Below are 12,264 nucleotides of genomic sequence, written 5' to 3'. Positions count from 1 at the left end.
TTACTTAAAATATGTTCTATTCAATGGGTGGAAATAATACAAAGAAAAAAGCCTACTCAAGAAGCAGGCTTTTTAATCATTTATTTTGAATCATTGGCTTTTTTAACTTTAGCATCGTAATGACGATAGCAATAACCAAAAACTGCTCCAGCACTAAAGAAAAACATTGCTTGCATCATAGCTCGGTCCTACACATGATTTAAAAGGAACTTAAAACTTAACACCTATGTTTGTTTTTCTTTGAATGAGGTTTAACAGGTTTTTGTGCATTATGAAAATTTATGTGATTAAGCTTAACAATTTATTTGGCTGCCTAAAAAAAGCCTGTCTTTTGACAGGCCTTCTTGTTCGAACTTAAGTTAATTCTTTAATTAAAGAATTAACCACATGTTGCTTGAGTAATTTTTTTAGAAGTTGGATCAATTGTGACAGTTACTCGATTTGAACGATAATCCATTGTCATCGGTTGACCTGGAGCAACTTTACGAACAATTTCTGACTTCGTTTTTTGCTTAATTTGATCATCGGTTAAACCAGATAGCCCAACTAATTTTTGAGCTTCTTCTGAAACACAGTTCGCCTGATTATCACGGAATAATTTCCATTCTTCGACGACTTGTCCATTTGGCAAATGGCAATAACCTACCTGACCATTTGCTTCATTTCTAATTTCTAATTTCCCGCCTTGTTCAACGCAATATTGACTAGCAGGATTTGGTGAACCAATTTTTGGAGGAGTTGAATCTTTATGTTGTACTGATGAACAAGCCGTTAACGAAACAAGCGCTAAACCAAGAAAGATAATTTTTTTCATAAATTTTGCTTCTTACTAAAAGAAATAAAGATATCAAAAAAATTTATGTTTTATATGACTTGTTTACAATAAAAAACCTTCATAGAGAGCAACTTACAAAATAATTCTCTATTGCAAATGTTAAATTATGATGCGTTATATCTAACAATAAAATTTATCTTCTATGGTCTTTCTAAAATACGCGGCCCGGCACCTTCTTGTCCCAACACATCATTTGGATTCCTTAATGGACATTGTTCTAATGACAAACAACCACATCCAATACACCAATCCATTTCATCTCTGAGTCTTGTGAGTTTTTGAATACGCTCATCCAAATTCTTCCGCCAATCGAGAGATAGCTCTTTCCATTGTTGTGCAGTTAATTTAGAACCCATCGGATACTTACTTAGGGCTTGTTTTATTTCATCTAATGGAATACCAACTTTTTGAGCAATTTTAATGATCGCAATGTAGCGTAACACCACTAGAGTAAAACGGCGTTGGTTACCATTGGTTCTTATACTTTTAATTAAACCTTTAGATTCGTAAAAATGAAGGGTTGAAACTGCAACACCGCTACGTTTTGCAACCTCACCAACCGTTAATAAACGACTTTGATTCCTTTCACTCATTTTTATTAATCTCAAGCTTAGTTGAGGTCTTATAAAAGGATGCTAAAATTTTGTCAAATTGCCATCTAACTTTAACCTTTCAGCAATTTAAGCTATTTATAAAAATTAAAAACTATAATTTGCAAAATTGAATAAAAAAACATCAAAATTATTTAAATTCACTATTCATTTTTAGATTCAATAAAAATATTATGGCCTGCTTTCACAACCACATATCCAGAACATATTATAAACAAATGGCATAGGTGCACCTAAAGGATAGACTTTAGCCTCCTCTATTTTATATGTCTTTTTTCTTGATTCGATATGTAAAATACTATCGCAACGTGCAATTACAGTTCCTTTTTTATATAGTTTTTTTCTTTCATTTTTTGCATCGAATTTATATACCAAAAAGTAAACTTTTTCCCCTACCTCTATCCTTGAATGATTAACCATAATGTAACCATTACAATACTTACATTGCCAATCGTCCATATCTTAAAATATCACATACTCAAATGAGAAAAATAGAATAACTGTTTTAGTATAAATTTATTAAAAATATAAATCTAAAAAAATATTTAAATTTAAAAAATAATACTTATTTGAGACGTTCATCACACAATTTTCCTAGCTAAAACTTAGTAGATAAATATATAAAAGACAAATAGTTACACAAATATAAAATTATTACTATTTTCCATTGAGTGCACTTTTTTAACAATAGAAAGTTAAAATTATTTTTAATAATATTACACAAATATAATATATTATTTGTTATATGTAATAAAATTAAAAAATACTTTATTATTCAGCACAAATAATAAAGATTAGATATTTTCATCATTAATTGAAAAAAATTCATTTTTATAAGCAGTTAAAAAATCTAAAATATATAAAAATATAACTTATTTTTTAATTATGGCTATTCAACGTCAAAAACTCGAACTCCCATCTGGACATAATAAATTATTACTCCATTCTTGCTGTGCTCCCTGCTCTGGAGAAGTAATGGAGTCATTAATTGAGTCTAATATAAACTTTTCTATATTCTTTTATAATCCTAATATTCATCCGGTAAAAGAATATCTCATTCGTAAAGAAGAAAATATCCGCTTCGCAGAAAAACATAATATTCCCTTTATTGATGCAGATTATGACACCGATAATTGGTTTGCCCGTGCTAAAGGTATGGAAAATGAACCTGAACGCGGTATTCGCTGTACCATGTGTTTTGATATGCGCTTCGAGCGTACCGCTTTGTATGCATATGAACATGGGTTTAGTCTAATCAGCAGCTCTTTAGGGATTTCAAGATGGAAAAATATGGCGCAAATCAATGACTGCGGGATTCGCGCTGCTTCACACTATCCCGATATTCAGTACTGGGACTACAACTGGCGAAAAAATGGTGGCTCTAGCCGCATGATTGAGATTAGTAAACGTGAAGAATTCTACCAGCAAGAATATTGTGGCTGTGTGTATTCCCTACGTGATACGAATCGCTGGCGTATGAGTAATGGTCGAGATCGCATTAAAATAGGTGTTAAGTTTTATAGTAATGCAATGGAAAATGATTAAAAAAACTTATAGCGATTCAAAAATAAATATTTAATTATATTTATTTACTTCTAGATTTTCTAACCGCAAATAAAAAGAGCCACATCTGGAGAATGTGGCTAAAAGGTGTACTTAGACGAGCTTTGTTTTATTAGAATAATAAAGCTAGCTTAAAATAAGATTAATAAAAAAAAAATTTATTTTAGAAAGTTATAAAAATAAGCAATTTCTTTTCTCATCAAATTTATTGTGTTAGTTTTTAATACTTTAATGTTTCTATAAAACATTCATATCCAATATATAATTTCATCAATTAGTCAGAATGAAGTGTAATTATGATTCAAAATGAAACGATCGAAGTCTCGCCAGTTCAACAACAAGACTATACTCAATGGTTAGAATATTGGGTTGCCTATCAAAATTTCTATCAGGTCAATTTACCCCTCCATATCACAAAAATGACTTGGGATCGTTTTTTCGATGAAAAAGAACCTATTTATTGTGCTGTTGCCAAAAATAAAGAACGTATCTTAGGTTTTGTCACTTATATGTTTCATCGGTCTACTTGGGCAGAAAATAACTACTGTTATTTAGAAGATCTGTATGTATCACCTGAAGTTCGTGGACGACACATTGGTAAACAACTTATTGAGTATGTACAGAAGCAAGCCACCGAACATAGCTGTGAACGTTTATATTGGCATACTCAAGAAAGCAATCAAACAGCCCAAAAGCTCTATGATTGGATTGCACAAAAGCCCGGCGTTATTCAATACCGTATGTCTTTGAACTAAGCGAAGTTAAACACCAAAAATTTTTACTCTTTTGGTGTTTTAGCTTTAATCATTTTTGACTACCCAAATAGATTGGTACTTAAAGCTTGCTGCGAATGAGTTTGACTACCTTATCATTCACAGTTGAGCATTGATTAAATGCTGCAAAACGCTTGAGTTCCTGATCTAATTCAAAAAAGAAATGCTCTTTATCTTTTACCGTTTTTTCTAAATGTAGACTAATCACTTCTAGTTCTTTTACTGTCCGGTGTGCTTTACAGTCGATTCGTCCTACTAACTCATTTTGATAAAGAATAGGCAAACAAAAATATCCAAATACCCGTTTGGCCGCTGGCACATAGCATTCGATCCGATAATCAAATTCAAATAAGGAAGTTAAACGGTCACGATGAATAAGAGAGTTATCAAAAGGCGAAAGTATTTTTAGACCAAAATCAGTATCCAATTGTTGCTCTATTGCAGTTACATCAACATATAAATTTTGTCCGTCGGCAAGTTTAATCGCTGATACGACACCTGCATCAATCTGCTCTTTTAGCACGACACGCATGGTTTCTTTTAAATCATTTTTCTTTAAATGAACCAATTGTTTCCACGTAAATGCACCATGAGCTCGAAGCGTATTATTAAATAAATACTGAGCATATTCGTAAAGCGTAGGCAAACTTAAATCAATATTTTCAGGTAGGCAGCGTTCAGTCAAATCGTAAACTTTTTCCATACCGTTACGTTCACAGATCATCAGGTCACCTTGCATATATAACTGCTCAAAAGCACGGCGGCCTGGACCGGTATTCCACCAATTCCCTAAACTCTCTTTATTTTTCTTATCAATATCCCTTAACCGAATTTTACCTTCGGCACGTACACGTACCAGAATTTCATTCATAAGGTGTTGATCGCCTCTATTAAAATAGCGACTTTCCCCTTTTCTGACAGACATCATTGCCGGTAATGCATATCGATAATCTTTCATAGGAAGATAAGAGGCCGCATGATACCAATATTCGAAAATCTGCCGTTCACGAACCAAACTGTTTAAATGGCTTAAATCATAATCCGGCACTCGACTCCACAATATATGGTGATGAGCACGTTCAACGACAGATATGGTATCAATCTGTACATAACCTAAATGCTCAATCGCCTCTAATGTTCCTTGCCTACCTGCTGCGAATGGACTATTTTTTCCTAAGCCCTGTTTTAATAAAGCTATTTTTTTCAAAGAAGATGTCATAAAAATCAAATATTGTTGTGTTCATTTAAAAACTAAAAGTTTCAATATTATCCTATCACTTTTCTTTAACCATCTTCCCTTCAAAATAGTATTTCTTTGGGTCCGTAATATTCTTTAATCACCTAAACTTTTATTAGTGAATTTTGTTATAACTTCTTGGAGCTAACCTTACCACTAACACAATAACCAATATCACACTACATAAATGAAAAATCCAACCTGCCTTATAAGTCCCTGTAAAGTCATGCAAAGCTGCTACAAACCAAGGCGGTATTGCAGCAAGTAAAAAACCGCCTCCTTGCATAAGTGCAGATAAAGCACCCGCATTGTTCGGCTCTTCAAAATGGTCTAATGCCACAATAAGTGTTAAGGCAAAACAACCTCCCAAGCCTATTCCTAAACAAATTACCCATAACACAGATGCAAATTCAGGTATAAAAGCAAGTCCTGCAAAGCCAGCAAATTGCATGAATAGAGTAAACCACAACCACGGACGTCGATCTTTATATTTCCTAGCTAAAATAGGCAAAGACAGAGCCGAGGCTGCTTGACTCAAGGCAAGTAAGGCAAGCAATTTACCACTTTGAGAAATACTCCAGCCATGATCTTGAAACGAAGGTGCCAACCACGCAACCACCGAAGAATAGCCACCATTGACCAAACCAAAACACAGCATTAACAACCATGTTCTAGGTTTCTTTAATAATGTTTTTACAGGTGACAGATGGGCAGTCGAACTTACAATGGAGGGTAAAAAAATAAATGTTGATACTAGTGCTAATACAGCGGGTATAGTAAAGAAAGCCAGCCCCAGTGACCATAGACCCGTTATATTGGAAATCACAGGTGCCAACCATGCGCCTAGTGCGCCACCACCCATAAGCATAGCTGAATAAAGCCCCATCATAGGCCCGATATGTTGACTAAACTCTCGTTTAATAATTCCTGGAAAAGCAGCCTGTATCAGCGCGACGCCTAAACCAATAATTATTGCACTAGCAATTAAACCCTCAGCTGTAGGAAATAAAAATCTAAGTGCGCATCCAATACAAATAGTCAGCAAAGCACCCAAAACAACTCTGCGTTCTCCAACCATGCTCTGTACGATTGGACCAATAAAGGCAATAAGTCCCATCAACATCATGGGCAATAAAGTGAGTAAAGCTATTCCTTGTAGACTTAATCCAGTACCTGCTCGAATCTTTGAGACTAAAGGACCAATACTGGTCATAAAAGGTCTTAAATTGAGTCCAACCAGAGCGACTGTCAAAATAAGCATGGGACGAGCCAAGAAAGCTCCAGACTGCTTCATTACTTTAGGCCCGATTGCTTAGCTTGATAATTTTTCCAAAACACATAAAGGTCGGTACGGTCTTCAAATCGAACGGGCACACATTCAATTTTCATAGACTGTTCAGCAAATGGTTTTACAAGATCGGCATATATTTCAGCTGTAGATAAACCAAATGGTGCGCCATCTTCATTAGAATAAGCATAGTTAACTGTTTTTATACCCGCTAAACGCATTGCAGCCATACACATAGGACATGGATGCCCGCTTGCAAATACCGAACAGCCTTCTAAATTCGCGGTTCCTAGAACTTGGCTGGCTGCCCGAATCGCCAATAGTTCAGCATGTGCAGTCGGATCATTGGTTGTCAAAATTTGATTAACACCTGAAGCAATTACTTTGCCATCTTTTACAATTACTGCGCCAAATGGTCGGCCACCTTTTTCTATATTGTTATAAGCAAGCTCAATGGCTTGACGTAAAAATTCCTGATTTGCTTTCACTTATTCCTCCTCCATCTACTTTGCACCAGCTACAAGCAGGAGTTTTTCAATTTCACGATATCCTCTTGTACGTGCATGTTGTAATGGTGTGATCCCATCTTTATCTGCCAAATTCGGATTGGCACCAGCTTTTAGCAAAAGTGCCACAATTTGCTGATAGTTGGATTTGCCATTACCTAAAATGATTGCTTCTAGTAAAGCTGTCCAACCTAAATTATTGACATGATTTATGTTTACACCTGCAGCAATTAAAGTACGGACAGTTTCTACATGGCCCCGTTCTGCTGCTGGAATAAGCGCGGTTCCCCCATAACGGTTAGTACTCTTTAAATCGGCACCATGCATGAGTGTCATTCGTAAAATTTTTAAATAACCTTGTGCGCCTGCATACAAATAAGGACTATCTTGTATATTATCTTTAGCATTTACATCTGCGCCGGCCTCAATCAACATATGAGCAGCATGTATATTGTTTGCTCTTGTTGCCACCATTAATGCTGTTGAACCTGTTTCATCACGTGCATCAATTAAGGTCTTTTGAGACAAAATATGTTTTATTAACTGAATATCGTCATTTGCAGCTGCCATGTGTAAAGGGTATTCATCCTTTGCATTTACCACATTTGTAAAACCCAAAGCACCCATCGCAATGATCAGATTGATCCATATGAGGGACTTACGCATGAAACACTCCAAATAAAAATGAATTGCATAACAATTTGGCACTAGAATAAGCGCGCTTAAAAGTATTTGAAAATTAAATTATTTAATCGATTGTATTAAGATTATAAATACTTAAGCATCTTGTTCTCTGCGTTATTGATGGTATTCATTTATGTTTGACCCTCGTCTTCTTCGTGCATTTGTGACCATTTTTGAAAGTGGTAGTTTTACAGCCGCCGCTGATAAGTTGCATCTGACACAATCAACTATTAGTCAGCAGTTAGCACGCCTCGAAGAATCGGTTGGTCACTCCCTTATTGATCGCACAGCAAGACCATTACAATTAACAGCTTCAGGTGAATATTTAATTGGTTATGCTCAAAGGATTTTGACGCTTCAACAAGAGGCCGAGGCGGTCTTAAAAGATCCAGCTGGCAGCATCCCTATTCGAATTGGATTGCCAGAAGATATGATGAGTACTGCTATGGCAGAAGTTTTTGGTCTATTTGCTCAAGAACATCGTACTATTCGGTTAGATGTCACTTCAGGCTTAAGCCGTAACCTGACAGAGCGCTATCGTAATGGTGAACTGGATATTGTTATTGTGAAAGAATCAGCAGCCAGCGCCGATTGTTATGCCTCTTTTCCTGAAGAAATGGCATGGTTTGAAAGTGAAAATGCGATTACGCCTTTGTCTGAACCAATTCGTTTAGTGACCTTTCCTCAAGGTGGACTTTACCGAGATGAAATGTTTGAAACATTAGAACGTGAACGACGACGTTGGTATATTGCTTTTACAGGAAGTAGTTTAGAAAGTGTTCTAGTGAGCGTCGAAACAGGTTTGGGAATATCTTTACTACCAGTTAGTACCACAAAAGGCCGTCGTGTACGTAGATATAAATCTTTAGGTGAAGCTTCACCTATGGTTGTTTCAATTTATACATGGGAAAAAGCTGGGTTGATTTCCCAGCTTGTCGATCACATGACTACCGTTTTACATGATCGCTTCCAATCAGGCTCCTAGGTTTAACTGATGTCATTTAAGCTTTCGGCAATCAGCTTTTCCGCCATTTCTTGAGTTTTCTTCAAGCCTGGCATTCGATATTCTGTATGGCCATAATCTTGTATAGATTTCCAGCGACCACCCCATGTAAGCCCGACAGACTCAGCAACTTGCCCATATAGGCGGTAACCCTGCATAGCCCATGGGTCACGTTCAGAAATAACAACTTTACCGTTTCGCTTAAAGGCCACATCTGCCGCTAAACCAAATTGATGATAACTTTGATACCCTTTTGCTCTGGTTGTATTCGGATTGCCTGCCAACATATTTTGACGTGCTGGACTACGATAACCTTCAAGCAAAACAAGTTCATAACCATATTGTTCTTTCATAATTTTAAAGACCATAAGCAAACGCTGCTTATAGCGTGGGTTCATTTTATCCCACTTACGGTTGACTAAACTCGTATCTAAAATCGCACGGCCATCAAAACTTGTATTATCAATTGGTGAAGAATTTATAACACCACTTTCTTGAGAAGCATATTGCTGCTCTAACTGAGTTGCTTCAACAATTGCAGCTTCAATCAGGCTTTCATCTACTTCAGGTGGAGGCGATAATATTTCTCCATTTAATAATGCATAAATTTGCGGATCAGTTTTTTTAAGATACTCGGCTTCAATTCGTGTTGAACTGATTGGGCGAGTAAAAGCAAAAATTAAAATACTGGCAAATAAAAAAAATCCTGCGATTACAATCCACCATTGCTGTAAATGCCAATGTGATTGTAGTTTTTCAGGAGCCGCAGCCTGATTCATTGTTTGAGCAAATTGTCTAACTTGATTTAGCTGCCGACGCCCCTGAGGTAATAAAGATAGAACAAATGTTCTACCCTTATTTCTTAACTCATAAGACATCAAAAATGCTAACCCTATAGCAAGGCAAGCAAAACAAAAGAAAATTAGAAAAATCATCATGACTTAACTAATTCACAGCAAACGGACTTCGTGTAATTTTAATATCAACCGAAGCTTTAGGTGGTTCCACATCAGCCTCTTGTTCAACCGGAGCTTTATTTACCTCAGCGGGTTTGGCTTGAACCACTTTCGTCTGGGTAGCCGGTTTTTGCTGAACTACCTGTAGTTTTGGCTGTACAGGTTTAGCTACAGCCTGTTGCTTAGGTACAACCTGTTCACCTGTTAACTGTGCATCAAAAGGTGAAACACGTTGTGGGTTAGGTTCGGCCTCTTTATGAGGAGCAGGCTTAAAAATGTTACTTAACTCATTCTCTTTAGGTTGCTCAAAACCATCATGGCTCATCGGATCAGTTTGCTCTTGCTGATCACTTACTGCTTGGTCATGTGCAGAAGAATTAGTCATCAAGACTTGGTCAAGCTCCTGATCTTGATTCGATTTGCTCTCAACACTTGTAGGGTCGGATGAATACGGTTGAGACAAGAACAGGAACAGTGAGATACTTACAAAAACACCTGCAATAATACCAATGATGATATAGATTACGGGTGATCTCGACTTTTTTTTATTCGATTGCAAAACTCGAATAGAAGTTGGTTTTTCCTGAGCCATTTCTTTCCATCATCAAGGTAAGTAAATTGTAATATGTGCCTGCTCTTGTGGGGCAGAAATCACATTTTGATAATTAGATAATGCTTTATCATTTTGATTGTTAAGCATAAATCTTAAACCTGCAAAGGTAAGTAATGCAAAAATCAATAAGAAAATCAAAATCCAGAAAAAAGGTAACTCACGATGGATAATATTTCGTATCTGATCAGGAATTGCCGAGAATGGCGAAAAAGCCACTTTTTTCCCTTTCAGATAATCAATTTCATCGCCTACTCGTGCCACCAAATGGTTAAGGCTTTCAATTGACTCAATTCGGTATTTACCCTGAAAACCTAATAATAAGCAGTAATGGAAGACTTCAAGAGCAGCTAATCGATCTTTTCCACGACTACGTAGTTGCTCTAAAATTTCGAAGAATTGATAACCCGCTAACTGTGAACCAAACAGGCTTAACTGTAATGGACTAATTAACCAAGAATTTTGTAAATTAAAATAGCTTGGGTCTTGCTGGGTTACGATCGTTTCATCAATTAGCGCACAAAACGCATATTTAGCATCATGAATATCATCAGCTGAAAATTGTAACTTTTTCGCTTGTTGCTCAAATCGATTAAGCAAATCTAGAATTTTTTCACGAAAGCGCTGTGGATCAGCTGGCACATACTGATTTCGAATTAAAAAGATTAAGTAAAAACCATCATGCAATAAATCAATCAGATTAATTGCCTGTAATTTTACTTGGGACTGGCTATTATTGTTCCCCCCTGTCCCAATTTGCCCATCGTCAAGTAAAGAAGGAGCACCTGTAGATTGTGACATTTTTCTCTCCTTTATCTTTAAGCGTTCATGACCGCAATCAGCTCAATACTGATATCTTGGAATCCAGCCGGAACATAAATACAAATCGTTTCTGAATCCAACATACGTTGATAGAGTTCATGATGCAGTTCGATTTCAAAATAGCTCACACCCGAACGTACTGGAATAGCAGTTGGAACTTGGATTAAGTGGTGTAATGGAATTGCTGGTAATGCTGCAACAACACGTTGTTCAACATCTAAAGTACTACCGATTTTAAAACGTAGAGGAACGATTTGAATCAACTCATGGGTCTGCATCACGCTACTTGATACAGCAATATAAAGTCTGGTATCTCGAGTAATCTTATCGGTTTCGAGACTTCCCACCCAATATGAAGGGCGAATTTCTTTAAGGGCAATACTGATGTAACGACTCGAAATAATCGTATCGAGTAAATCACGTAAAATTGTGTCGAGCTGGGTGAAACTCTCTTGCAAATTATGATGTTTATATGCAGGTAACTGATCAACTTCATAAGCTGTCGAGAAGGTTAATAATGAACCTGCTAAACGTAGCAATTCAAAGAATAATCGTTCCGGATGAATTTGCGGATATTGCAAGAAATGGCTCAGACCAGCATGAGCAGTATTTAAAGCATTTACCAACCAAAACGAAACGATATCACCTGAACGGAATTCAATTAATTTCTGCTCATTTTCTCGGTTATTGGTTTGAATCGTTTTAATTTTTGCCTTAATAACATTCAAGGTTCTTTTTAAATTTGAAACCAAGGTCTCAGATGCATCGACATGCAAAATGGGCGGAATAAATTTGCGGTCAATTTCAAAAGCACCTGAACTCTGACGTTTAATTTTGCCTATTGGCAAATACAGGAAACCATCTAAATTATGATCAGGATTACTATGTGCATCTAATAATTTAAACACAGCTCGACGACGTAATAAGCTGATATCAGCCTCTGTCGCGTTTGTGAACAGATCATGGGTCTCAACCAAATGTGATTGATAGCGCCCCTTTTGTGATTGATTTTGATCGATTAAATTTTGTTTATTGGCTTGTAATAATGGTAATGCCAAATAGATGACCATTTCACCACGTAAATTAAGCTCATCAAGCAAAATAGGTTCAGGTAATAAGTCATAAGCAGGCGCTTGATATATTTCACCATCTTGCCAAATCATTTCTACCGATTCAAGTGCAAGAATATGCGTACTTAACTGTGCTTCATCAAAACTAAGTTTTTGAACGCCATAGGAAAATGGAACAACAGCACGAACCGTATGATTTAAACGTTGTTCATGATAGGTATCTTGAATCTGGAAATGTTGAGGTCTTAAAAATAAACCTTCACCCCACAGGACTTTTTCAGCTTTAAACATATCTCTTTACCAATC

General features: G+C 36.3%; 14 protein-coding genes. 3 read left to right on the top strand and 11 right to left on the bottom strand.

The annotated features are described in order from the left end of the window. Positions 1-379: 379 nt before the first annotated feature. The 3 genes from EG365_RS15265 to EG365_RS15255 all read right to left on the bottom strand — a co-directional run bounded on the left by EG365_RS15265 (position 380) and on the right by EG365_RS15255 (position 1,905). Positions 380-814: an I78 family peptidase inhibitor gene (locus EG365_RS15265; protein WP_000720060.1), complete on the bottom strand. Its 435-nt coding sequence runs from the start codon at positions 812-814 to the stop codon at positions 380-382. Positions 815-975: 161 nt separating this feature from the next. Then, positions 976-1,428, bottom strand: coding sequence for a redox-sensitive transcriptional activator SoxR (soxR, locus tag EG365_RS15260; RefSeq protein ID WP_000004112.1), 453 nt, complete (start codon positions 1,426-1,428; stop codon positions 976-978). Between the two features lie 189 nt (positions 1,429-1,617). Then, positions 1,618-1,905, bottom strand: coding sequence for a hypothetical protein (locus EG365_RS15255; RefSeq protein WP_000342966.1), 288 nt, complete (start codon positions 1,903-1,905; stop codon positions 1,618-1,620). Positions 1,906-2,331: 426 nt separating this feature from the next. Between EG365_RS15255 and EG365_RS15250 the strand changes: the two genes are divergently transcribed. Beyond that, a complete protein-coding gene (locus EG365_RS15250; protein ID WP_001007559.1) occupies positions 2,332-2,991 on the top strand; it encodes an epoxyqueuosine reductase QueH in 660 nt (219 codons plus the stop codon). A gap of 314 nt (positions 2,992-3,305) precedes the next feature. Continuing rightward, positions 3,306-3,764: a GNAT family N-acetyltransferase gene (locus EG365_RS15245; RefSeq protein ID WP_000615571.1), complete on the top strand. Its 459-nt coding sequence runs from the start codon at positions 3,306-3,308 to the stop codon at positions 3,762-3,764. A gap of 79 nt (positions 3,765-3,843) precedes the next feature. Here the strand turns inward: EG365_RS15245 and EG365_RS15240 are convergent, their stop codons facing one another. The 4 genes from EG365_RS15240 to EG365_RS15225 form a co-directional block, all read right to left on the bottom strand. Further along, positions 3,844-5,001, bottom strand: a complete 1,158-nt coding sequence (locus EG365_RS15240) for a winged helix-turn-helix domain-containing protein (RefSeq protein ID WP_000204295.1) — start codon at positions 4,999-5,001, stop codon at positions 3,844-3,846. A gap of 133 nt (positions 5,002-5,134) precedes the next feature. After that, positions 5,135-6,313 (bottom strand): cyanate transporter, encoded by a 1,179-nt coding sequence (locus EG365_RS15235; RefSeq protein WP_000813815.1) that lies wholly within the window; start codon positions 6,311-6,313, stop codon positions 5,135-5,137. Beyond that, positions 6,313-6,795 carry a nucleoside deaminase gene (locus EG365_RS15230; RefSeq protein WP_000646729.1) on the bottom strand — a complete coding sequence of 161 codons (483 nt, stop codon included), beginning with the start codon at positions 6,793-6,795 and terminating at the stop codon, positions 6,313-6,315. The genes EG365_RS15235 and EG365_RS15230 overlap by 1 nt, the downstream gene beginning before the upstream one ends. A gap of 15 nt (positions 6,796-6,810) precedes the next feature. Beyond that, positions 6,811-7,479 carry an ankyrin repeat domain-containing protein gene (locus tag EG365_RS15225; RefSeq protein ID WP_001232205.1) on the bottom strand — a complete coding sequence of 223 codons (669 nt, stop codon included), beginning with the start codon at positions 7,477-7,479 and terminating at the stop codon, positions 6,811-6,813. A gap of 151 nt (positions 7,480-7,630) precedes the next feature. On the opposite strand from EG365_RS15225, the gene EG365_RS15220 reads away from it, so the two are divergent. Beyond that, complete coding sequence (locus EG365_RS15220; RefSeq protein ID WP_000460184.1) at positions 7,631-8,482, top strand: LysR family transcriptional regulator; 852 nt, start codon at positions 7,631-7,633, stop codon at positions 8,480-8,482. A 2-nt stretch (positions 8,483-8,484) separates the two neighbouring features. On the opposite strand, the gene EG365_RS15215 is transcribed toward EG365_RS15220, so the two are convergent. The 4 genes from EG365_RS15215 to tssK are packed head-to-tail and all read right to left on the bottom strand — an operon-like array spanning position 8,485 to position 12,249. Then, the gene (locus EG365_RS15215) at positions 8,485-9,438 is read right to left on the bottom strand and encodes a M15 family metallopeptidase (RefSeq protein ID WP_000972583.1); all 954 of its coding nucleotides are present in this window, start codon (positions 9,436-9,438) and stop codon (positions 8,485-8,487) included. Between the two features lie 7 nt (positions 9,439-9,445). Next, positions 9,446-10,048, bottom strand: a complete 603-nt coding sequence (locus EG365_RS15210) for a hypothetical protein (protein ID WP_000046451.1) — start codon at positions 10,046-10,048, stop codon at positions 9,446-9,448. A 12-nt stretch (positions 10,049-10,060) separates the two neighbouring features. Continuing rightward, positions 10,061-10,867 carry a type IVB secretion system protein IcmH/DotU gene (gene icmH, locus EG365_RS15205; protein WP_000083633.1) on the bottom strand — a complete coding sequence of 269 codons (807 nt, stop codon included), beginning with the start codon at positions 10,865-10,867 and terminating at the stop codon, positions 10,061-10,063. 17 nt (positions 10,868-10,884) lie between these two features. Further along, positions 10,885-12,249 (bottom strand): type VI secretion system baseplate subunit TssK, encoded by a 1,365-nt coding sequence (gene tssK / locus EG365_RS15200; protein ID WP_000471445.1) that lies wholly within the window; start codon positions 12,247-12,249, stop codon positions 10,885-10,887. Positions 12,250-12,264: the final 15 nt, after the last annotated feature.

This window comes from Acinetobacter sp. FDAARGOS_494 (assembly GCF_003812225.1).
GTDB classification, from domain to species: Bacteria; Pseudomonadota; Gammaproteobacteria; order Pseudomonadales; family Moraxellaceae; genus Acinetobacter; species Acinetobacter baumannii.
The sequence above is the reverse complement of the archived record's forward strand: the minus strand, read 5'-3'. Positions and strand labels throughout refer to the sequence as shown.